The organism is Rhodococcus sp. SMB37, from assembly GCF_004345605.1.
Taxonomy (GTDB): Bacteria; Actinomycetota; Actinomycetes; order Mycobacteriales; family Mycobacteriaceae; genus Rhodococcus.
Genome location: NZ_SLVY01000006.1, coordinates 85,789 through 106,072, shown reverse-complemented (window position 1 = coordinate 106,072; position 20,284 = coordinate 85,789). Strand labels below are relative to the sequence as shown.

25 protein-coding genes and 1 pseudogene are annotated in these 20,284 nt (G+C 64.1%); 20 read left to right on the top strand and 6 right to left on the bottom strand.

The window, feature by feature from the left end; all coding sequences use genetic code 11:
- Window positions 1-80: 80 nt before the first annotated feature.
- The 15 genes from EV641_RS11930 (at window position 81) to EV641_RS11865 (ending at window position 10,733) form a co-directional block, all read left to right on the top strand.
- Window positions 81-677 carry a hypothetical protein gene (locus EV641_RS11930; RefSeq protein ID WP_132471967.1) on the top strand — a complete coding sequence of 199 codons (597 nt, stop codon included), beginning with the start codon at window positions 81-83 and terminating at the stop codon, window positions 675-677.
- Window positions 678-795: 118 nt separating this feature from the next.
- The gene (locus EV641_RS11925) at window positions 796-975 is read left to right on the top strand and encodes a hypothetical protein (protein ID WP_132471966.1); all 180 of its coding nucleotides are present in this window, start codon (window positions 796-798) and stop codon (window positions 973-975) included.
- A gap of 584 nt (window positions 976-1,559) precedes the next feature.
- Window positions 1,560-1,943 (top strand): hypothetical protein, encoded by a 384-nt coding sequence (locus tag EV641_RS11920; protein WP_132471965.1) that lies wholly within the window; start codon window positions 1,560-1,562, stop codon window positions 1,941-1,943.
- The gene (locus EV641_RS11915; RefSeq protein ID WP_132471964.1) at window positions 1,940-2,281 is read left to right on the top strand and encodes a hypothetical protein; all 342 of its coding nucleotides are present in this window, start codon (window positions 1,940-1,942) and stop codon (window positions 2,279-2,281) included. Before EV641_RS11920 ends, EV641_RS11915 begins: the two co-directional genes overlap by 4 nt.
- Before the next feature lie 194 nt (window positions 2,282-2,475).
- Entirely contained in the window at window positions 2,476-3,324 is an 849-nt protein-coding gene (locus tag EV641_RS11910; RefSeq protein ID WP_241997118.1) for a DUF6884 domain-containing protein, read from the top strand.
- A gap of 31 nt (window positions 3,325-3,355) precedes the next feature.
- Window positions 3,356-3,748, top strand: a complete 393-nt coding sequence (locus EV641_RS11905) for a DUF6573 family protein (RefSeq protein WP_132471963.1) — start codon at window positions 3,356-3,358, stop codon at window positions 3,746-3,748.
- Window positions 3,749-3,846: 98 nt separating this feature from the next.
- Window positions 3,847-4,128 carry a hypothetical protein gene (locus EV641_RS11900; RefSeq protein WP_241997117.1) on the top strand — a complete coding sequence of 94 codons (282 nt, stop codon included), beginning with the start codon at window positions 3,847-3,849 and terminating at the stop codon, window positions 4,126-4,128.
- Window positions 4,129-4,303: 175 nt separating this feature from the next.
- Window positions 4,304-4,846, top strand: coding sequence for a hypothetical protein (locus EV641_RS11895; protein ID WP_132471961.1), 543 nt, complete (start codon window positions 4,304-4,306; stop codon window positions 4,844-4,846).
- 345 nt (window positions 4,847-5,191) lie between these two features.
- Complete coding sequence (locus EV641_RS11890; RefSeq protein WP_132471960.1) at window positions 5,192-5,557, top strand: hypothetical protein; 366 nt, start codon at window positions 5,192-5,194, stop codon at window positions 5,555-5,557.
- A gap of 211 nt (window positions 5,558-5,768) precedes the next feature.
- A complete protein-coding gene (locus tag EV641_RS11885) occupies window positions 5,769-6,203 on the top strand; it encodes an HD domain-containing protein (RefSeq protein ID WP_132471959.1) in 435 nt (144 codons plus the stop codon).
- 67 nt (window positions 6,204-6,270) lie between these two features.
- Complete coding sequence (locus tag EV641_RS11880) at window positions 6,271-7,002, top strand: hypothetical protein (RefSeq protein ID WP_132471958.1); 732 nt, start codon at window positions 6,271-6,273, stop codon at window positions 7,000-7,002.
- A complete protein-coding gene (locus tag EV641_RS11875) occupies window positions 6,999-7,556 on the top strand; it encodes a hypothetical protein (protein ID WP_132471957.1) in 558 nt (185 codons plus the stop codon). The genes EV641_RS11880 and EV641_RS11875 overlap by 4 nt, the downstream gene beginning before the upstream one ends.
- A 118-nt stretch (window positions 7,557-7,674) precedes the next feature.
- Window positions 7,675-7,836, top strand: a complete 162-nt coding sequence (locus EV641_RS29450; protein ID WP_199233222.1) for a hypothetical protein — start codon at window positions 7,675-7,677, stop codon at window positions 7,834-7,836.
- A 439-nt stretch (window positions 7,837-8,275) separates the two neighbouring features.
- The gene (locus tag EV641_RS11870) at window positions 8,276-9,637 is read left to right on the top strand and encodes a cytochrome P450 (protein WP_132472152.1); all 1,362 of its coding nucleotides are present in this window, start codon (window positions 8,276-8,278) and stop codon (window positions 9,635-9,637) included.
- Window positions 9,638-9,731: 94 nt separating this feature from the next.
- A complete protein-coding gene (locus EV641_RS11865; protein WP_241997116.1) occupies window positions 9,732-10,733 on the top strand; it encodes a GAF domain-containing protein in 1,002 nt (333 codons plus the stop codon).
- A gap of 126 nt (window positions 10,734-10,859) precedes the next feature.
- On the opposite strand, the gene EV641_RS11860 is transcribed toward EV641_RS11865, so the two are convergent.
- From EV641_RS11860 to EV641_RS11850, 4 genes and pseudogenes are all read right to left on the bottom strand, one after another.
- Window positions 10,860-11,399 (bottom strand): hypothetical protein, encoded by a 540-nt coding sequence (locus EV641_RS11860; protein WP_132471956.1) that lies wholly within the window; start codon window positions 11,397-11,399, stop codon window positions 10,860-10,862.
- 226 nt (window positions 11,400-11,625) lie between these two features.
- Window positions 11,626-12,593, bottom strand: a pseudogene (gene ligD, locus EV641_RS11855) (non-homologous end-joining DNA ligase).
- Window positions 12,594-12,811: 218 nt separating this feature from the next.
- Entirely contained in the window at window positions 12,812-12,973 is a 162-nt protein-coding gene (locus EV641_RS29210; RefSeq protein ID WP_158289151.1) for a hypothetical protein, read from the bottom strand.
- 115 nt (window positions 12,974-13,088) lie between these two features.
- Window positions 13,089-13,529: a hypothetical protein gene (locus tag EV641_RS11850; protein WP_132471955.1), complete on the bottom strand. Its 441-nt coding sequence runs from the start codon at window positions 13,527-13,529 to the stop codon at window positions 13,089-13,091.
- Between the two features lie 241 nt (window positions 13,530-13,770).
- On the opposite strand from EV641_RS11850, the gene EV641_RS11845 reads away from it, so the two are divergent.
- Together EV641_RS11845 and EV641_RS11840 are read left to right on the top strand one after the other, a co-directional pair.
- On the top strand, window positions 13,771-14,670 hold the full coding sequence (locus EV641_RS11845; protein WP_241997114.1) for a replication initiation protein: 900 nt from the start codon (window positions 13,771-13,773) through the stop codon (window positions 14,668-14,670).
- A complete protein-coding gene (locus EV641_RS11840) occupies window positions 14,667-14,936 on the top strand; it encodes a sigma factor-like helix-turn-helix DNA-binding protein (protein WP_132471954.1) in 270 nt (89 codons plus the stop codon). Before EV641_RS11845 ends, EV641_RS11840 begins: the two co-directional genes overlap by 4 nt.
- A gap of 815 nt (window positions 14,937-15,751) precedes the next feature.
- On the opposite strand, the gene EV641_RS11835 is transcribed toward EV641_RS11840, so the two are convergent.
- A complete protein-coding gene (locus EV641_RS11835) occupies window positions 15,752-15,997 on the bottom strand; it encodes a hypothetical protein (protein WP_132471953.1) in 246 nt (81 codons plus the stop codon).
- Window positions 15,998-16,319: 322 nt separating this feature from the next.
- Window positions 16,320-17,270, bottom strand: a complete 951-nt coding sequence (locus EV641_RS11830; RefSeq protein WP_132471952.1) for a phosphatidylserine/phosphatidylglycerophosphate/cardiolipin synthase family protein — start codon at window positions 17,268-17,270, stop codon at window positions 16,320-16,322.
- A 203-nt stretch (window positions 17,271-17,473) separates the two neighbouring features.
- On the opposite strand from EV641_RS11830, the gene EV641_RS11825 reads away from it, so the two are divergent.
- The 3 genes from EV641_RS11825 (at window position 17,474) to EV641_RS11815 (ending at window position 20,053) form a co-directional block, all read left to right on the top strand.
- Window positions 17,474-18,652, top strand: a complete 1,179-nt coding sequence (locus tag EV641_RS11825; RefSeq protein ID WP_132471951.1) for an NADH:flavin oxidoreductase/NADH oxidase — start codon at window positions 17,474-17,476, stop codon at window positions 18,650-18,652.
- Complete coding sequence (locus EV641_RS11820) at window positions 18,652-19,140, top strand: nuclear transport factor 2 family protein (RefSeq protein ID WP_132471950.1); 489 nt, start codon at window positions 18,652-18,654, stop codon at window positions 19,138-19,140. Before EV641_RS11825 ends, EV641_RS11820 begins: the two co-directional genes overlap by 1 nt.
- Before the next feature lie 328 nt (window positions 19,141-19,468).
- Window positions 19,469-20,053 carry a TetR/AcrR family transcriptional regulator gene (locus tag EV641_RS11815; RefSeq protein WP_277874488.1) on the top strand — a complete coding sequence of 195 codons (585 nt, stop codon included), beginning with the start codon at window positions 19,469-19,471 and terminating at the stop codon, window positions 20,051-20,053.
- The last annotated feature ends 231 nt before the right edge of the window (window positions 20,054-20,284 follow it).

Below are 20,284 nucleotides of genomic sequence, written 5' to 3'. Positions count from 1 at the left end.
ACTGTGAAGATGGCATATCCCCTCTTGCTCATATGAGTGCGTAGAAGGGCGGGCTCCAACCAGTACAGCGAAGGAGAGAGATGCAGATCGCAGCAATGGCACTTGGTGCCGTGTTTGTCGTCGCCGGAGTGTGCGGGTTCGTCTGGCCACCGCGGAGCGTTCACCGTTACGGCCGTGCCGCGGTGTTCGATGTGCGAGCCGCATTGTCGTTCATGATTTCGTTCGGGGCGCTTCCCCTCGTGGCGGGGCTGGGTCTGTCTGCGCGGTCGCAGGACGCGGTTTCCGCGGTCGTGATTACGGCCGGTTTCGCTTCCGCCGTGTGGTTCGTCGTTGCGGGTATGAGGGTTCGCCGAGCCGAGTTCCGGGAGCGCCAGCGTCAGTGTGTCGAGCAAGGCGCAGTTCCGCCGCGGTACTTCTGGTCACCATGGGCGATCTTCGGGGTGACTCTCGCGCTCGGGTTCCCGGCGGTCCTCCTCGGGGGACTCGCGGTGGCCTCCGGGATCGGTGCCCTGGTCACCTTCGAGACCGCAGCAGAGGTCGAGAGGGCCTCGCAGGCGTTCGCCAACGTCATTGCTGCTGGCGTCTTCGCTCTCGTACCGGTTTCCGCAGCCGTCGGCCTGTGGCGGTGGTGGCGTTACCGCAGCGAGTGGCGTGCCGCGCTGAGCGTTGCGGCCTGAACCTCGTCGATAAGAGCCATTGAGCAGGTTAAACGGCACGTCCCCCTTTATGTGGGGGCTGCGGTCGGTCTTGACGCCGAGTGCTTCCGAGCCAGGGGAGCGGCAAGGAAGGGAAGCTGTGAATCCGTCTCGTACCGCGTATGGACGTTGGGTCGTGCAGTCCGGCCGCATGATGGCCGTCATTCCATACGCGCACGTCAGTGAGAACTCGGTCATCCACCGAATGTTCTTCGGCCCCGGCGCTCGAAGCCGCGCGGAACGCTGGGTAGGAGCGGGGGCACTGGAGATGCATCGCTGACTTTCGAAGAAACCGTTGTGAACTGCGAAGATGGCACGTCCTGCTGACGTGATTCAGAAGTTCGCGAGTGGATATGGGGCATAAGCGCCCATAGGGGAACTGCACTCACCTCTGGTTGCCGTTGGACGTGTAGTGCGCAGTGAAGCATCCTCCGCCCTTCCTGGTATCGAACGTATGTTCTAATTGGATGGTAGGTAGGAGTTGAGATGAGCAGTCCGATGAAGTCGAAGGCCGATACGATCGCGCATCTGCGCCGTCGAATGGCTGAGATTCCTGCTCGGACACAGGGCTCAACGCGGCCGCCATCGGCTGCGATCGCGCCCACCCGCATCGAAGCTGACGCGACGCACGACACCGCATCGACTCTGAGGGTCCTACCTGCGCCCGATCCGATCGCTCGGCTGCTGCCGCACCGTGGCCTCGTTCGCGGAACGACAGTGCACGTCTCCGGCGCGACCACTCTCCGGATCGGTCTGGTGGCCTCGGTGACGAGTTCGGGGAACTGGGCTGCGGTGATTGGATGCCCCGATCTTGGCCTGGTGGCCGCCTCGGAAATGGGAGCTGACCTCGCGCGATGTGCTCTCGTGCCTGACCCAGGTCCGGACCCGGTTGCCGTGGCGGCAGTGCTCCTCGACGGAATCGATTTGGTCGTCCTTTCGCTCGGTGGTGCCAACGTCCCGCCGAGCCGCGCTCGGGCAGTCACCGCCAGGGTCCGGAGTAGCGGCGCGGTCCTTATCGTCACTGACGGCAGCTGGCCGACTGTTGACCTGCACCTCAACGCCCAAGTGGCCGGCTACCGCGGCATCGACACTGACCGCGGCCGCGTTGCCGGGTTCGATGTCGCCGTGCACGCCCGAATGCCGGGCCGGCAACCGCATCGCGGCGTCGTCACGCTCACCGGCCACTCCGGTGGCGTCACCTGGGGATCCGGCCCGGCCGCGCAGCCGGGGCTGAAAGTCGCCCAGTGACCGGACCCGGTCTTGACGGTTGGGTGGAGCCGTTCCCTGAAGCGCCGATCCTGCGACGACTTCGCGAACCTGTCGCGGTCGTTGTCGACATCTCCCATGTCCTGCCGGGAAGTCTCGGATTCGCTCGCGCCGACCAACTTCCGCTACGCGTGCGTGCTGGAGGTGTTCAGCTCGAAGCGGCTATGCCAGCGGACTTGTGGGCCTGGCTGCGGGTCGCTGACGGTCGGTGGCTCGCCCAGGTGTACCTTCCGGTGCGCTCTGCGAATGGCCTCAGCAGCACAGATCTGTGGCTGTGGGTGGAGTCGTCATACGTCGTTCCGGTCGATCAGAAGCGGTGAGCGCAGCGTTCCTGCCTGCGCAAGAAAGAATGCCATGACCTGCATAGATGTCACGTCCCCGGAGTTGGGCGGGCTCCCCTTTCTCTCGGTAGTCCGCGCGGTTCTGGATGCGGTTGGAACGGCGAGGTGCACGTAACTGACGTTCGGCAGCAACGGGACCCGGTTGTAACAATGCAATTAGATATTGTAATGTTATGGAAGTTGATGAGCGGCCGCGCATCACCCGAACGACGAAAGCAGCGCACAACTCAATGCCGCCGATCTACACCCCGACCTACCGCTACAACGACCCCACACTGACCGCACCGATACCCGGTCGCGCCCTGATCGAAGACATCGGACTCGTCGAATCCCTGCCCGGACTCGGCCCGAAGACCGGCGGCGGATACATCGGCGTCCCCATCACGATCGGTCCCCTGCACACACGCTTCCTCCGGCCCCACGACGGCATCGAAACCACCTTGCCCAACACCGACCTCCGGCCGTGGTGCACCCCGTTCGTCGTTGCGGGTCACGCACAGAACTGCTTCGACCTGGCCACACGTCCGGGCTGGAATTGGCTGTGCTGGACCGTCGCCGACCATCTCGCACACGACGCCGCCACTATCCGCGTGGACGCGCCGCTGGTGATCGTCCCCTGCGGAGCCACGAAAGACCCGACACCCTCGAAGATCCCGGCGCGACTGCGCTACACCGGCACCTACCACCGGCTCGGACTGCGTGCGGCCGCGGCGCTCACCGGCCCGAACACCACCCGCATCCTGTCCGCACGCTTCGGCCTGATGCCCCTTCATCAGCTGGTCGAGCCCTACAATCTGCGCCTCGGTCAGCCCGGATCGATTACCGCCGAGCAGCTCCACGAACAGGCCGCTGACCAGGGCCTTCTCGACCGCCGCAGCGTCGTTCTGCTCGGCGGCCGCGACTACACCTCACTTGCACAGCAAGTCTGGCCGCACGCACACACCCCGCTCGCCGGAACAAAAGGAATCGGCGAGCAGCAACAGCGTCTCGTCGCAATTGCCGAGACCGGCCGACTGCACTGATCACCCGATCCCTGACCCACTGGAAGGCACTATGACCGATCTTCTGACCGACACCCACACGGCTGAGATGACCCGTGCCGAGGCCATCGCCCGTGGATCCCTGCGCGACGTCACCACGGACGCTCGCAACTTCGGAATCCTTCTGCCCACCGCAATCACCGATCGGGCCTGGAAACAGGCCATCGCCTGGCCGGACCTCGACACTGCAACTCGCTGGGAGGCTGGCCGCACCTGGACTGTCTTGGCCCACGCTGCCCGCGCACTCCTGCGCGCTCAGGCCAGCGGTCGCGACGGTCTCCAGCTGTTCAACTTCATTCCGACGCCGTCGCTCGACGGAGAAGACCTGCTCACCCTCGCCGTCGACATCGGCCCCGGCGACACGGGAGGGCCCGTCGTGACCATCACCGCGGCCGCCGACCACTGACCACGACCGAAATAACACCGGAGGGACGCATAGTGCCTGCTGACACACCTGAACCACCGACCAACTACTTCCCGCCGAACTGGGACAACCGCCCCCGGGTGAAGCAGTGGAACGGCCACATCCTCCGTGAAGACTGGCTCACACGAGACAAAGCAGACCTTGTCAGCATCATCGAACTGCTCAACCACCAGGTCACCACAGCGAACCAAAACGCCCTCGACGCGAGCTTTCTCGCCGAATGGCGCATGCATCGCCTGCTCGTCCAGGCCGGCATCGGCGCGCGAATCTACCTGCACCTCATTCGCGCCCGCCGCCGCGGACGTAAAACGGAACGAATCGACGCCCTCCTCGCGCTCGGCACAGCCACAAACAAACCGTGAAACATGCAGTGAACAGGGAAAATGGCATGTCCCCTTCCCCGGTTCGAGTCCTTCCGGGCGGCGCTCGGCAGACCGCAGTCCATGCCCGAATCCTCAGCAAGAAAAATGACCCCTGTTCCAGGTAGCGTCCATATTGATCAACTTTCCAGTCCTCTTCTCTCAGAAAGAGATACGTATGCTTTCTAGCTCGTCGGGCGCTGCGGTCAGCCATTACTCGGACTGGTCGGCCATCAATTGGGCGGTCGGGTATTTGCTGCTTGGGATCGCAGCAGGAGTGGCGACATTCGCGGTATCGATGTGGATTGTCGCCGCGCGTGATTCCGCAGGAGGTATGTCCGCGTGGGCTTTCGCTCTCGGCATCGTCGCCGGCGGTATCCAGGTACACGCGCTGTGGGCGCTCGTCCGGCACATCGAGCAGCTCGGGTGGGCGATAGCTCTGGCGCTGCTCGTCGTCGTCGTCATTGCGACGCTGACCTATCAGACTGTCCGCGCAGACCTGACTGGCCAGGACGCCACCTACTACACCCCGCCGGTTCCGGCCAGGGCCTGGGGCATCCCGACTGGTGTCTCAGCGGTCTTGGCGATCGGTGTACTCGTTGTGGACGGTATCCATCGCGCGGCCGCCGCTCTCTCGATGGGAGTGGGACTGTTCATACTGGTCGTCCTGAGCTTCGGCGTATGGGCGATCTTGTCTGCGACTGCACCATCTTCGCGGTGATATCGCAGGTCAAGTCCACCTAGTTGGTCGATTGCCGCCTCGTGTGATGCTATATCGCCGCGCGTGGTGACCCCCCGGCCACGCGAGTGAGTCGCCCCTGTCGCCCGTCCTCCCCCCTCGGCCGACAGGGGCGCGGTCATTTCCCCGATCTGATGCCCTCGTCCGTGGCGTGCAACCTTCCGAGGCCAAAGATTCGAGTTGCAACATTACAAATAAACATTGTAAAGTGGTGAAGTGTTCAGCGACGCAGAGTCGAAGGGAGGCAAACCTCCCTCCATCTGAATCGCATTGGTGGGTAACCGCTAAACGAACAACAACCACATCCAATGATTCTCAGGAGGACCCATGGACACCTACGATGTCGAGATCCAGGCCAGCACCGGATACGAGTTCAAGAGTCAGACCTTCACCATTACGGTCACCGCCCCCGAGGGCTACGGGCAGGCCGAACGTCGCGGGATCCGCCGCGCAATCGAACGCGCCGCCGAGTGGAACGCCGAGCACCCCGAGGCAATCACCCCCCGCCTGACCGGCAGGGACGCATATCGCGTCGTTGTGATCCGCGCCCACGTGGGCGATATCGAACACCAGGCACCCGCCTCTGCGGCCTCCGCCTCCGCTCCTTTGGCCGGACCGAATGGTGCGACCCTCGTCCTCGCCGTGGACCTCAACTCCGTCCTGGCCGCACTCGGCCAGCATCCCAAGCGCTGATCGAGGGTTGCTCGTGGGCTGTGGGGAAGGCGCAAACGACCTCCCTCACAGCCCACGACTCTGCTCCGGGTCAATCCAGTTCCGGTAGCGGCTGGCGGAAACGCGCCGTGCTGGTTTGCGGATCTCGCACCCTGGTCCGTCCTGACCTGTTGCAGAGCACGCATGGTCGTCCGGGGGAGACGTAGTAAGATGAAAGAAGATGGAGGATGATATGGCAGCGTCAATTGCAGAACTCGCCGAAATGATGGCCGCGGAAGCCCACGCCGGGCAGGTCGACAAAGCTGGCCAGCCCTACATCACACACCCCGCCCGGGTGGCCGCTCGCGTGGCAGGTGACGAACACGCCGTCGCCGCAGCCTGGCTGCACGACGTCGTCGAAGACACCGAAATCACCCTCGCCGACCTCGAACAGGCCTTCCCACCAGATGTGACCGCCGCTGTCGATGCACTCACCCGCCGCCGCGACGAAACTCCGGCCGAGTACTACGCCCGAGTGCGCACGGTGCCCTTGGCTCTGACAGTCAAGCTCGCCGACATGGCCGACAACAGCGACCCACAACGTCTGGCCCTGCTCGACGTCGCCACCAGGGAACGACTGATCGCCAAGTACGCCCGTGCGCGGGCCGAGCTGACCGCCGGTGTGTAGATCCGACCAGGAGGGCGGCCACAGATGCACCGATCACCGACGACACCGGGAGACGTCTATCGACGACATGCGCCCCGACCCGGTATCGGACCGGCCCGTCATCGACTGGGCCACCGACCCGGCCAGCACCCCGGAGCAGCTGTTTCACGACTACCCGGATCACGTCGCGGCTCTGGTTGTCGACCTGATGACCGCCGCGAAGCAACAGGAGGCCGCGATGACCTCTGACGTGCTCGCTGCGCTTCCCACCGGGGCCCGGATGCATGGCCTCGCCTTCCGGATGAAAAGCCCCGACTCCTTGGCTCGCAAGCTCGACCAGCGGTACAAGAAGGCGCCGTTCATCCCGCCCGAGCTGCATGCAGCCGACATCACCGACGTCGTGCGCTATACCGCGATCTCACATCCGAGTGAGGTCGTGACCACTGCGCGCATGATGGTCGAGGGACTGGCCGAGCGTGGCTGGACCGTGATCGAGGCCGAGCAGTCCTATCTGGAGGGCAATCAGTACAAGGGCTTGCACGTGCTGGCCCGCCACTCCAGCGGCCACATCGCAGAGTTCCAGTTCCACACCGACGCCTCGCAGCAGCTCAAAGACGACACCCACGGCGACTACGTAAAGGCGCGCGACACGCGCGTGCCGGCCGCAGAGCGGGCTGCGCTGACCGAGAACATGGCCGCTCGATGGGCGACGATCCCCACCCCTGCCGGCCTCGCTGCGCTGACCGAACTCGGCGGATGCGTGGTCACACCGAAGCATTACGCGCAACGCAGGATGAATCGAGGAAGGGACGCGCAATGAGCCTCTACACCGTCAGTTACCGCGGCCAGGACCAGTGGCTCGCCTACGAGGACACCGAGGCCGCCAGGATCTACGCCTATGTGCCGAACCTGCACCGGTTCGTCTTCCACAACCAGCTCGGCCAGGACTTCTACTGGGACAACGAACTGGACTGGACCCCCGTCACCGCCGCCGCCGGCCACGCGATCGTCGACGCCGGCCTCGTCGGCAAGCTCGACGGCAGCCGGCACGGCGACCTGCTCGCCGAGCTGACCGCCGAATCTGATTGCCGCGGCGTCGAGGAGGTGTTCGGCGCCCAGCCGTTGCCAGTGCGGACACCAACGCCGCAGGAGTTCGCAGCCGCCAAAGTCAACGCGGTAGCTCACGCGGCACCGGGACAGTGGGTCACCTATCGGACCTTCACGCACGACAAGCGTCAACTCGCACGCGTCGCAGCCCGGGACCTGCGTACCGGCAAGATCGCAGCGGTCCGCAAGTCCGGCCTGCACATCGATTCCCGGGTCACACCCACCGCGGATGGCCGCTTGATCGTCGAGATCACTCGGACTGCATAAAGGTCGCATGACCTGCTGAAACGGCATGTCCCCCTTCTGGGCACCCAGCCTAGATCGGCGAAGGTTCCGGCTTGATCTGGGATCATGACTAGGCGTAAGCGCTAGGCGAGGAGGACTCATGAAGCCAGGCGACCTGGTCAAAGTCCACAAGGACGGTGTCTCCGTTTTCGCCGTCATCAGCATCGACGAGGAAGATGGCACCGCCCTTATCGAATCGGCCGTCGATGCCCCAGGTAAATACCCTGCCCCACTCAGCAGTCTCGTACCAGTGGAGCAATAGGCGGCTCGTGCTGCGCAGGTCCCGCCTCGCAACGGCCGGCCGGACTATTGCGATCCTTCGGGACACGGTCCCGCGTCGACCTGCTTGTCGGTACCTGTCACCCACGGCCCTACCGAAAGACATGGTCGGCAGTTCCACGCACTCATCATCCTGGTCGGAACCACACTCCAACGTCTCTCATGAAAGGGCATTGAACAGGCAAAATGACACGTCCCCCTTGGAATGTTCTGGCCCGGGATCGGGTGCCGTGTTCGAGCGACTCGTTTACGGCGCGATCGTCACGTCGACGAGCTTCGGGGATCGATTCCTCGTGGGATGGGGTTCGGCGCTCGTCTGCATGGTGAGGCAGACTCTGGGCATGACTTCTGTGGGGAGCGCCCGTTCCGACGAGAACACCTCGCCGGCAGGCGAAGGGGGAAGCAACGTGGCCGACAAACAGATGCCGCATCCAGCATGGCGCCTGCCGCTGATCGGGGATGTGCTGCGCCTCGACCCGCAACGCCCGGTGCAGCGCGAAACGCAGTTCGTGCGCGAACTGGGAGACGTATTCGAGATCAGCATCATCGGCCGCAAGGTCGTCGTGGTCGGCGGCGGCGACGCCGCAGCCGAGGTCTTCGACGAATCCCGCTTCGCGAAAGCTGTGGTGCCACCAGTGAGCACCCTGCGAGAACTGGCCGGGGACGGGCTATTCACCGCCTTCAACAGCGAACCGGCCTGGGCACAGGCACACAACGTCCTGATGCCGGCATTCAGCCAGACATCGATGCGCAACTACCACGACGCGATGGTCGAGTGCGTCGACCATCTATGCGACTACTGGACCGACAATGCCGGACAAGGAACAGTCGACGTCTCGTCGGACATGAACCGCCTGACCTTGGAAGTTATCGGCCGCACAGGATTTGGGCACAGTTTCGATTCGTTCGCATCCGATCGGCACCCGTTCGTCGAATCCATGACCCGGGCATTGTCGTTCGTCTCGCAAACAGCGAACGACCTTCCGGTGGTCCGAGAAATACTCGGATGGAAGGCCCTGCGCCAAAATCCGAAAGACATCGCGCTGATGAAGCGCACAGTCGACGAGGTCATTGCCGCCCGCCGCAGCGGCAACTCGCCTCGGCAGGATGACCTGTTGCAGCGGATGCTCGAGAACCCCGATCCCGACACCGGCGAGCTGCTGTCCGATCAGAGCATCCGCAACCAGGTACTCACATTCCTGATCGCCGGTCACGAAACCACCGCCGGACTACTGTCGTTCGCCCTGCACTACCTGTCCCTGAATCCAGGCATGATCGAGCGGGCCCGCGCCGAAATCGACGAGGTCATCGGCACCGACGGCGCACCGGTGCGTTTCGAGCAGATCGCCAAACTGCGCTACGTCCGGCGCATCATCGACGAGACCTTGCGGCTGTGGCCGTCCGGACCGGCCTTCTTCCGCAAAGCCCGACAGGCCACGACATTGGCCGGCTACCCGATCAACAAGAGCGAGACGATCCTGGTCGTTTTGCTGGCACTGCACCGCGACCCGAAACTCTGGGGCGACAACGTCGAAGACTTCGATCCGGACCGTTTCCTTCCGGCGGCAGTTCGCGCACGTCCTGCACACGCGTACAAGCCGTTCGGAGTGGGTGCCCGGGCCTGCATCGGCCGGCAGTTCGCGCTGCACGAAGCAGTGTTGGCGCTGGCACAGATCCTGACCCGGTTCGACATCGCCCCGGTCCCCGGTTACGAACTGTCGGTCGCCGAACTGCTGACGATCCGGCCCGAAAACCTTCGATTGCATATCAGCCCACGCTCCTGACCCCCAAGAGCGGCCCCCGATCGCTCACGGACTCACTTCGTTACACTTCCCAAGGATTTGAGACCGAAACGAAATAGGCGGGGGCCGAAAAAAATTGGGAAAGTGGCATCTGATCGAAACACTGGTGGAGGGCGCAGCGACGCTGGTCGCTTCGGGGGACGAAGCAAAAGAACTGACCTCCATCCGCAGTAGGAATGTGTCACCGGCAGCGGACATCCTGATCGAGCCGATCGTGGAACACGTTCGCCGCACACGCGAACCGTTCGATCGAGTACTTGGCTCGAAGAAGCAGGGCCGCTCGTGGCGGTACTATGCGTGGCCGATCATCGGACCGTTCCGCGATGTACACGGCATTCAGCTATGGATCGGGAATCCCGACGAGGAAATCCCGCCACGGCGCCTGACCTCGGGAGTGTTCTGGTCGACGACCGACTGGCTGATCTACCAGACCTGGGAGTCCGGGGCGATGTCGGGAACCCTTCTCGAAGACTGGGTCCCGACGGCCTTGTCGTCGGACTACATCAATCGCGCGATCCACTTCGAGAAGGAACAAGAGTTCCTGGAAATCACCCTGACCCCGAAACCCGGCATGGCGCTCAGCACATGGTTTGCCGTCAGGCACGACCACGGCCATGCCATGCAGTGGCAGGCGGTTCTGCGCCCCGCACCCGATGGCTCCGGCGTAATGGTGCTCTACCACGACTTTTCCGACGTGTACTCCCCGTCCGTGCCGACTCTCGCCGAACTGGGGCTCCAGGAAGGGCTGGACGGCTCCAATGTGCACGTCGCAGTGTTCGAGGCGCAGCGCGGCTCTGTCGTGCTGTGGATCGGTCGCGCTCCGCAGTGGTTGGAATGGCAATATGCGCACCTGACCGGACCGGTCGTGCATCCGGACGATCTGCCCCAGCTGCAAGCCAGCGCGCGACGAATCGGCGCCGGTGAGGAGCCTTATACCGTGGATCTGGTGCGGCTGCACCGCGGCGACGACGAGTGGGTGAAGTCCTCGGTGACCATGCGCCCGTTCCAGCTGAAAGACCGTCCCGCCCATGCGGAACTGATGCTCATTCAAGTCGCCCCTGCCGACGACCTGTACTGATCTCGGACCCGGCGCGCTCGGCCTGCGGCCGCGCCCGCGCGGCCTATGCGCATCTCCATGCATGTGTGGCCTGCACCCTCGCGGTGCAGGCCACACGCGGTGTGCAGGGATGCTGTGCTTCAGCCGCTACCGAACGGGCTCGTTGTCCGGTGCCGACAGGGCAGGGCCTTCCGCAAGCGACGACTTGGTGGCTTCTTCGACTGCGGCCGGCTCGAACGACATGATCGCTAGTCCAGGAAGTCGCATCTTCGGCCGGATCTCATGGTGACGAGGTTCGACGTCGGGATGAGTCAGGTCCCGGACACGGACGTCGAGGAATCGGGCCAGGGCCACGGTCTGCTCCCAACGGGGATACTCCACGCCCGTCTCCCACCGGTCGACCGCGGGTTCTTCTGCAAGGCAGGCTGCATCGACGCTGGGGCCGACATGGCCGCCGGCATCGAGTAGATAGGTGATGTAGAAGGGCACAAGTTTGCCGGCCTTCCACAGTGCATGCTCGTCGCAGTCGGGCTCAGTAAACGGTTCTGTGACCTGAAGATTGGTCAGCAACCGCTTCGCGTGCTCACGGGCGGCCGGTGGCGCTGTACTGATGCGTTCACCGAAAATGGGTGGCTCAGGCTCGGGCGCGGTGGCGATTCGCGGCTTGCGGCGGAAGAACTTGAACATGAACGCTCCTGGAAGAGGTCGGCTACAGCGCAGAAGGGGCACTGTGGTGGTCAGTGCCGAGATCCGAATTGTGGGCGTGTTCGGAACGTTTCTCGGAAAGCCGTAGAGAGAACAGTCCCGCGGTGGGCGTTGCTGTGGTCGTGATGGCACTGCTCGGAAACATGAAGCCACGGTAGCGGTGGGGGTTTCGGCGCCCGGTGTCGTTGCCTCGAACAAGGCCGGCGGATCAGTGCCGGCCCGGTAAGCCGACCTCGCCCGGAACCTTGTCGGACCGCAGCCCTTTCCAACTCGGATGGCGAAGGCTTCCGCCGACATACTCCCTGTACTCGACGTCCCCCACGAGGACGGCGTCGACCCAATGGGCCCCTCGGGTCTCGCGGGCCGGTGCCGCCACCGCCAGCGGGCTGGTCGGCCGCTCGAGCGATTCGAGTTGTACGCGCAGCTCCCGCCGGGTGGATGAACTGAAACCCGTTCCGACCCCGCCGATATACGTGAGCCGATCGTCGTCATCGTGTGCGGCGAGGATCAGCGAACCGATCCCACCCGCGGCGGTCCCGGACCCCGGGAGCCAGCCGACAATGATTCCCTCTGTATTGGCTCTGAGCGGGTGTTTTATCCAGTCGGGGGAGCGGCGGCCCGGCTGATATTTCGAGTCGATCCGTTTGGCGACTACCCCTTCGAGGTGGTGTTCGCGGGCGAGCGCGAGCATCTGCTCTCCGGTTGTCTCCGTCCAGAACGGCGGCACCTGCACCCGCGTGCCCTGCTCCACGAGATCGTCGAGCAGGGAGCGGCGTTCGAGGTACGGCAGTCCCGTGGTCGAGTGGCCGTCGACAGCCAGGACATCGAACAGGTAGAGCGTGACCGGTACCTCGGCGCGTAGCTGCGGCGTCACCTGTTGTACGTGCATCCTGCGCTGTAGGAGGGTGAAGGACGGCCGGCCCTGGTCCAGGGCGACGATCTCCCCGTCGAGGCCGCGGCGCGGCCGTCGAGTGCGGCCAGCAGCGGATCGGGCAGCTCTGGGTAGGAGACGGTGATGTCGTTGCCGTTGCGGCTGTAGAACCGGCAGGCACCGGCTCTGACCTGGGAGATTGCTCTGGCGCCGTCCCATTTCATCTCCCACGCCCAGCTGTCCCCGGCCGGGAGCTGGCCGAGGGTGGCCAGCATCGGGGACAGCTCCGACGAGGTGGACGGCATGTATCGAGTCTGTGGCACAGGGCCGCACCGTGTTCGGCGAACAGACCGAAGAAACCTCACCGGGACACCGCGCCTCCGGCGCCGAAGAATGCTCCGGGGACATATCGAGGCAGCGGTCGAGTGTATGGGCAGTTCGTGGAGCGGTTGGATGTCCCGGTCAGGGACGTGTCATTCGTGCTGTCCAAGGCCGGTATTGCGTCTGGTCTTCCACTGCCGGCCTATGGGTTCCCGCGGTCGCGCAGCATCTGCAATTCCCAGACTACGAGGTCGAGCTGGTCCAGGAAGGACGCGATGTCGGGGTCTCGGCGAAGCTGCGCGAGGACGACAGGGTCACTGTCGACGTGGAGTTCGGCGATGCGTTGATGTTCGTCTTCGGTCATACCTGGTTGGACGCAGCGTGTCGCAGATCGGTTCCATCTCGCCGGCTCACCGGTGTGCTGTCTATCCAGCGGAGGTTGTGGATCTCGTGGTCCGGCGTCGCCGAACGTTCAGGTCTTATGGATTCGGTGACGCAGCGAGCATGTGGCGCAGCTCGTCGATGTCCTGTTCATCGGCCCACGACCGGAACCCGAACGGGTCGGGGATGTCCTCGCCGAGGTCTTCGTCGTCGACCAGAAGGTCGATGTGCACGTCGGCGTCGTGGAATTCCATGGTGCTCGACGCCGGCACGTTCATATCGTTGTTCTGCCAGACGATGACGCCCAGCTTCTCCCCGGTTTCCTGGTCGTAGTAGGTCTCCGTGGTCCGTCCGTCCACCCACGGCCTGTCTTGCCCGCCGGTGATGATGCGTCCGCCGGCTGCTTTCACCGCGGCGCGCGCCGCGGCCTCGACGGCTGTGCGCCGGTCGTGCCAGGTGATGTAGTGCTTGAGGAACGCGGCTAACTCGGCAGCAACGTTCTGTACGAAGGGTGCGGACTCGGCACGTGTTGTGGTCATACATCAACTTTAAGTGGGCAGGCCCCGGCCATGGCAGGGTCGGAGTTTGCGGAACCGGCCGATCTGGTTTCTCCGAGTGTCTTGTCGGTGGGGTGCCGTTGCTCTGCGAATAGACGCAATCAAGAAGAGGATTTCTAGGGATACCTGATATGGCTTCGGCGTGTCCTACCCGAATAATCCTCTATATGGCTTCGGCGTGTCCTACCCGAATAGCCGATCTTGATGGTGCACCATGCTCGGTATGGATACCGCGAAGGCGCTGCTTCTCAGTGACGAGCAGTGGGGCAGCGAGGTGCTACTGCCGCACCGACCGTTCGCGACGAACCAACTCGAGCACGGCCAGTACCGGATGAGCCGCGACGAGGCGTTGACGATGCGCTACATCCAGCACTCCCCGCATGCCCTGCTCGGATCGATTGTCATCGACTGCGACCACCCCGATGCGGCGCTGCGTGCCTTCGAGAAGCCGTCGGATCATCCGGCACCGAGCTGGGTCTCCCAGTCACCCTCTGGCCGGGCGCACCTGGGCTGGTGGCTCGGCGACCATCGCGTCTGCCGCACCGACTCCGCACGCTTGAGCCCGCTGCGCTTGGCGCACCGCATCGAGCGAGGTCTGTGCATCTCCGTTGGTGGGGATTTCTCCTACGGCGGGCAGCTGACCAAGAACCCGATCCATCCCGAGTGGGAAACCCTCTACGGGCCTGCGGATCCGTACGCGCTGCGAGACCTGGCCACCATCCACACGCCTCGTCAGGCACCACGCCGGCCCGACCGTTCGGCGGGTCTGGGTCGCAATGTCACGATGTTCGATACCGCCCGCAAATGGGCCTACCCGCAGTGGTGGAGCCACCGCGACGGCACTGCCGAGCAGTGGCTCCAGCTTGTGCTGCAGCGGTGTCACGCGGTCAACACCGAGTTCGCCGACCCGTTGCCGTTCGTCGAGGTCCGCGCCACCGCGCACTCCATCGGCAAGTGGATCTGGCGTAACTTCGACGAGGCCACCTTCCGGGCCCGTCAGGCCGCGCGTGGCAGTAAAGGTGGCAAGGCCAGTGCCAAGATCATGACGTCCGCGAAACGAGAAGCCAACCGCAAGCGGGCTACCAAGTTCGACCTGGCTACTGCATTGGAGTACGCGCTGTGAGCGGCGGTGCGCGGGCGAAACAACGCCGAGCTATCACTGCCAAGGAACTGGCCCGGCGGCTCGGCTCGTCCGAGCGGACCGCACGTCGGCTGGTCGCCGAGCCCCGAGAAGACTTCCTCGAGCGAGCGGAGGCTCGGCGCAGACGGGTGGTGGGACTGCGTGAGCAGGGGATGAAATACCGCGAGATCGCCGAGGAGATGGGGATCTCGACCGGAGCGGTAGGGCGGATTCTGCACGATGCCCGCAAGGTCGAGGAGTTGCGGTAGTGCTTCACCGACGATGGGGGTCGATGGCCTTCGCCTGCGGGAGGCGCTCCCGCGTCGTACAGAAGAACTCCGCCAGCCACCCAAGGCCGGCGCGTCCGAAATTTGGCCGTAGTGCCGATGTGGGGACCGACGTACACCCGATATCTCTCGTTCCGAGCACCGAGGTCCAGCAACCGCCGCAGGTGGCTGGACCTCGGCGCATTCGTCAGCCGACGAGGTAGTGGGCCTCGATGGAGGCGGCGGCGGAGTCGTACGGTTCCCCACCGGCTTGAGCCCGAAATCGCGGAAGACCGATGCCGTGGCACGGCGCGCCCCTCGTTACGGGCGTCGGCGTTGTCCCACGAGTGGGCGAGGGTGTGGGTGATGATCCGGTCGATCTCTCTTCGGCGAGGTTCCGCTCCGGGTGCAGAGCGCATGCAGCACGCTGTCGAGGGCCTGGCATCACCTGACGAATTTGAGCTCGGAGATTCACGCGTACCGGGGCCGGGATCCCATCGACTTCACGTACCGGCAGCGTAACGATCCGCAGGACGACACGCGGCTCATTGTCGAGTGCGTCGCGTGGGTGAACGAAGAGCCCCCGACCGAACGGGGCCTGATCGTCGGCGACATTCTCCCGAATCTTCGTGCCGCCCTGGGCCATGGCTTCTTCGGCTACCTCACCTCACGACACACCCTCCCCGAGGAGCAAGCGCAGAGTATCCAGTTCCCCCTCCATGTCGAGAAGTCGAAGTGGGCGAGCTGGCTGAAGCAGTACCCGCAGTGGGTCGTGCCGGCGGTTGCCGACTGCATTGGCGCAGCGCAACCGTTCACTATCAAAGGAGCGCGAGGATCACCGGCTCTGGGTCCTCCACCAGCTGGTGAAGCACGACAAGCACCGGACCCTCCATGTCGTACACCCGGGGGGAGGTCACCGTCGGCGAGCATTCGGCGACGCTCCGGTACCTGACCGACAAAGCGGTGCTACTGCGCGAGGGTGCGGTTGTGGCGACGAGGACGGTTCGCCGTCCGAGCGGCACGCAGCGGGTCATGTTGACGTTCGACGGGATGGCCGGATTCATCGAATACCTCGAGGTCCCGGGCTGGCGATCGGTGCATCTCGGTCTTGCGGAACCGAGGGAAGCACCGGCCCGGAAGGTGGAGAGCATCCTCGTCGATCTTCGTGCCGCCGGTGGCCAAAGCCGGGGTACGCGCCGGCTCGGCCGCCTCCACCGCCCTCACCGGGGACGTGTCCTCACCGCTGATCGGAGACGGTGTTCGTCGAGGCAGTTCCGCTTCGCCGGCGGGGCCGGTTCGATCGGCGCCATCCCTATATCCCCTATGGGAGCTATGGGTTCGCCGCCACGACGTGGCCACTGCGCAGGTGAGGGCCGCCGCCATCGGTCACAGCGTCCACAGCTCCAGCAGCGCCGCGCGCAGGCTCGGGGAGACGACGCGGTGGTCGTGGTGCAGGCGCGGGTGGGGGTGCCCGAGGTCGGCGAGGGCGCGCGCGACGCCGGCTACGGTCAGGGGTTCGAGGTCGGTGCGGGCGCGTAGCCGGTAGGCGACGGCGTGGCGAGTGTAAGGGATGTGGACCGGGCCGGTGTCGACGACGGCCGGCGGATGAAGGCACACGTCGTCGTCACTGATCCGGATCACGACGTCGCCGGGTTGGAGGCGGCTGCGGCGGTCGGGGCCGGGGGTGTTCTGGCGGATCCATGGGGTGTGGTAGCGCGGGTTCGGGACGATCGAAACGGGAGCGGTTGCAGCCCAATGGTTCTCGTCTTCGTCGGTGGGGGTGTAGTCGCCGAGGTGCCGCAGGAACATCCGGCGCACGGGGGTGGGGAGGAAGTCGTGGCCTGTGCGGGTGCGGTTGCCGATCCCGGCCAGCGGCACGACGCGCCCGACCTGCCAGATGGCGGTGGCGCCCGCGAGGAACACCCCGTCGACCTCGATCGTGTCGACGAGCCCGTCGAGGAACGCGTGGGCCGCGGCGATGGCGTCGGGATCGTCGGTGATCAGCGCGGTTTCGTCCGCGAGGGTGGAGCTGTGGGAGGCGCTGGCGGGGCCGACGATCACCCGGCCGCCGGTGACGATCAGGCCGGTGTGCAGGTTCGGGGTGGACAGCACCCGCACCCCGGCATCGAGGAAGCGGGACAGGGCGGTGGGGGAGGTGGCGTGCGCACGCACGGCCGCGCGGGCGGCGTTGACGATCAACTGGTCCCCGGCGCGCAGCGGCAGCAACTGCAGTGCGGTGTGATCGAGGTAGGCGATGGCGGCGCGGCGGGGGCCGGGACCGCGCAGGGCCGAGGTGATGTGCGGCCAGGGGTGGGGTGCGTGCAGGGTCGTGCCCATAGCGGAACGGTAGCGGAGGACGGCGGGGTCCACGGGAATGAGCGCGAGGGAGGTCGGCTTGCCCATTGACCTGTTCGAAGAGGTGGCCTAGATTATTATTGAATCGGTCACTCGATTAAATACTTCTGAAGGACCGTGGGGATGCAACGGGGTAGTCCGTCTCAGCGGTTGACGTGGAAAGAAGAGAAGGTAGGAACCGAACGATGCAAGATAAGTCTGATCGACTCTTCGATCCCTGGACCCTTCGCGGCATCACCTTCCGGAACAGGACTGTGGTTTCGCCGATGTGTCAGTACTCGGCGGAGGGGGGGATCGCGAACGACTATCATCTTGTGCATCTAGGTCGCTTCGCTCTCGGGGGTTTCGGCTTGGTCATGGTCGAGGCGACCGCGATCAGTCCTGAGGGCCGGCTCACCTACGGTGACCTTGGGTTGTGGGACGATTCGCAGCTTCCGCCGTTACGCCGTGTCGTCGACTTCGCGCACGGGCACGGGGCTCGTATCGGGCTGCAATTGGGCCACGCTGGCGCGAAAGCTGCCACTCTCCCTCCTTGGGTTTCTGAGGGGGAGCGCCCCGAGGACAGCCGATGGGACATCTATTCGGCAACAGACGAACCGCACTCCGAGGGATGGCAACGGCCGTCCGCGCTTACCACCGCCGAACTGGAACATCAGCTCGACGGGTGGAAAGCTGCTGTCAAGCGCGCCGTCGAGGCGGGTTTCGACGTCATCGAGATTCACGCGGCACACGGTTATCTGCTCCATAGCTTCTTGTCGCCACTGAGTAACACGCGTACAGACGAATTCGGGGGCAGCCTCGAGGGACGCATGCGCTATCCGCTTCGTGTCGTCGAAGCTGTCCGTGAGGTGTGGCCGGACGAGCGGCCGCTGTTCGTGCGACTTTCCGTGATCGACGGCGCCCCAGGTGGTATCAGCCTTGAAGACTCGATCGAGTTCGCGAGGCGGTTGAAAGAGGTCGGAGTGGACCTGGTGGACTGCTCCTCTGGAGGAATCGGTTCCTATCACCACGAGATCCGACCCGGTTATCAGGTCCATCTTGCCGCGGAACTGCGGCGGCGGGTGGAGATTCCGACTCTAGCGGTCGGGCTCATCGCCGATGCGTGGCAAGCCGATGACGTCATTCGAACCGCTGCTGCCGACTTGGTCGCCTTGGGTCGCGAGGCGCTTGTCAATCCATCGTGGCCGGTGGCCGCGCGAGAGCAACTTGGACAGTTCGCTGACGGAGATCGGTTCGATCTTCTTCCCGTGCAGAGCAAATCCTGGATCGGGAAGCGCAGACGTCAGCTAGACCGGGTAGGTGCCGCCGTGCCGGGCACCGTCTCAGGTGAATCCTTGAAGTCGGCCGAAAGTGGGAGAATGTGATGACGGAGAACTTGACGGAATTGGCAGGGCGACTTGATGAGGTTCACAGCCGAGCCGCAATTATCGAGTTGGGTGCCCGATACTGTCTGGGCATCGACCGTCGTGATCCCACCACATTCCTGTCGATCTGGCACGAGGAAGCAGAGTACATCGTGGGACGCCGGAACGGCCGGTTCAAAGGTCTTGCCGAGCTGAAAGATGCCCTTGACTTTGTCGCCGAAAGCTATGTGAATACTCATCATTGGACCACAAATCACATCATCGATTTCGATCTTCCCTACCGTGCCCGAGCCGTGAGCGATTCCTTTGCAATCTGCATCACGAACAGCGGCGCTCCTTGCTTGGTGTCTGCAACGTATGAGGACAAGTATGAACGGCGAGACGGGCAGTGGAAGCTCCTCGAAAGGGTGGTTAACCGGTGGTTCGTCTCCGATCCCATGAATCTTGCTCTCATCACCCCGCCTCCAGTGGGGGACCGAAGCAGCTAGCGACCCGTCCATGAACTCCATTGCATTCGTCCGAAAGACGTAGTGCCGTGATAGCCAGGTTGGAGGGAACGCGATGGTTGTCATGTCGTCGATTCCCGCCCGCCGCGCCTGCATCATCAGCTGCCGGGCCCAGCATCATCTACCAAACTGCGGGCGTACGACGTGGTGAAGGGGACGTCTGCTGGCGGAGTGTCCCTAGACTGAGGCTTTCGTCGTCTACGGGAAGAATGGCCGTGGACATGCAGGTCGTGCACGATGCCGGGCAGCTGCTGACAGGATGTAGAGACAACATGAAGGCCGAAGACGAGGAGATGTTCAGTTGAGGACGGTGGGCTCTAGTCGCGACGAAACCTGGAGGCGGGTTCGATCGGCAGGTGTCGAGTTGCTTTTCGAGCATGGCTACGAGGCGATGAATACGCGACAACTCGCCGAAGCCGCCGAACTGAAGCCGGGATCTCTCTATTACTACTTTCGTAGCAAGGAAGAGTTTCTCTATCGGCTGCTGGTCGATCTTCTCGAGGAGATCGTTGCGGATCTCGAACTCGAACTGGGCGCGATCGACCCGGATGACGTCGAGGCCCGTCTCGAGACGTTCGTGCGGGTTCTTGTCAAGTGGCATATTACCCGGCACAAGGAAACTTTTATCGCCTCGATCGAGACTCGCGCATTGTCCAGGGCGCGCCACGAGTCCTATATCGAACTCCGCGACCGGTTCGATTCGATGCTGCACGAGATCCTCAGGGACGGGACGTTGTTGAGTCGATTCGACATCGTCGAACTGGCCGTTACTCGGAACTCGATACTTTCGATGATCACGGCACTGTCGGGTTGGTACGACCCCCATGGACCGTTGGGGCTCGAGGAAATCACCTCCGATTTTGTGCTGCTGGTGCGGCGCATGGTGGGTACCTGATCTTTTCGCCGTCCTGTTCGGGCGCACACTTCTAACGACGCAGCGGTGATCAGCTTCGACTCCGTAGGGGCGATCGTCGGAGCGGGGATTCGTTCGGCCACCGCATCCTCCCTGGGGGCTCCTGCTGGTGGAGCTGGCTTCACATGGCCCACGTGGCGCAGACCCGGCCGACATCTCAGGCGTGCCTGGGGTGCGGCGGGCTCGATAGTGCGCCGAATGGGGCGCCTGCCC

Coding starts and splice junctions, on each gene's coding strand:
- EV641_RS11885 (WP_132471959.1), top strand. CDS start 5,769: ATGGCAGCGTCAATTGCAGAACTCGCCGAAATGATGGCCGCGGAAGCC.
- EV641_RS11880 (WP_132471958.1), top strand. CDS start 6,271: ATGCGCCCCGACCCGGTATCGGACCGGCCCGTCATCGACTGGGCCACC.
- EV641_RS11835 (WP_132471953.1), bottom strand. CDS start 15,997: ATGAATCCGGCCATCCCGTCGAACGTCAACATGACCCGCTGCGTGCCG.
- EV641_RS11870 (WP_132472152.1), top strand. CDS start 8,276: ATGCCGCATCCAGCATGGCGCCTGCCGCTGATCGGGGATGTGCTGCGC.
- EV641_RS11910 (WP_241997118.1), top strand. CDS start 2,476: ATGGAAGTTGATGAGCGGCCGCGCATCACCCGAACGACGAAAGCAGCG.
- EV641_RS11895 (WP_132471961.1), top strand. CDS start 4,304: ATGCTTTCTAGCTCGTCGGGCGCTGCGGTCAGCCATTACTCGGACTGG.
- EV641_RS11845 (WP_241997114.1), top strand. CDS start 13,771: ATGGATACCGCGAAGGCGCTGCTTCTCAGTGACGAGCAGTGGGGCAGC.
- EV641_RS11860 (WP_132471956.1), bottom strand. CDS start 11,399: ATGTTCAAGTTCTTCCGCCGCAAGCCGCGAATCGCCACCGCGCCCGAG.
- EV641_RS11820 (WP_132471950.1), top strand. CDS start 18,652: ATGACGGAGAACTTGACGGAATTGGCAGGGCGACTTGATGAGGTTCAC.
- EV641_RS11825 (WP_132471951.1), top strand. CDS start 17,474: ATGCAAGATAAGTCTGATCGACTCTTCGATCCCTGGACCCTTCGCGGC.
- EV641_RS11830 (WP_132471952.1), bottom strand. CDS start 17,270: ATGGGCACGACCCTGCACGCACCCCACCCCTGGCCGCACATCACCTCG.
- EV641_RS29450 (WP_199233222.1), top strand. CDS start 7,675: ATGAAGCCAGGCGACCTGGTCAAAGTCCACAAGGACGGTGTCTCCGTT.
- EV641_RS29210 (WP_158289151.1), bottom strand. CDS start 12,973: ATGACCGAAGACGAACATCAACGCATCGCCGAACTCCACGTCGACAGT.
- EV641_RS11890 (WP_132471960.1), top strand. CDS start 5,192: ATGGACACCTACGATGTCGAGATCCAGGCCAGCACCGGATACGAGTTC.
- EV641_RS11930 (WP_132471967.1), top strand. CDS start 81: ATGCAGATCGCAGCAATGGCACTTGGTGCCGTGTTTGTCGTCGCCGGA.
- EV641_RS11905 (WP_132471963.1), top strand. CDS start 3,356: ATGACCGATCTTCTGACCGACACCCACACGGCTGAGATGACCCGTGCC.
- EV641_RS11850 (WP_132471955.1), bottom strand. CDS start 13,529: ATGACCACAACACGTGCCGAGTCCGCACCCTTCGTACAGAACGTTGCT.
- EV641_RS11875 (WP_132471957.1), top strand. CDS start 6,999: ATGAGCCTCTACACCGTCAGTTACCGCGGCCAGGACCAGTGGCTCGCC.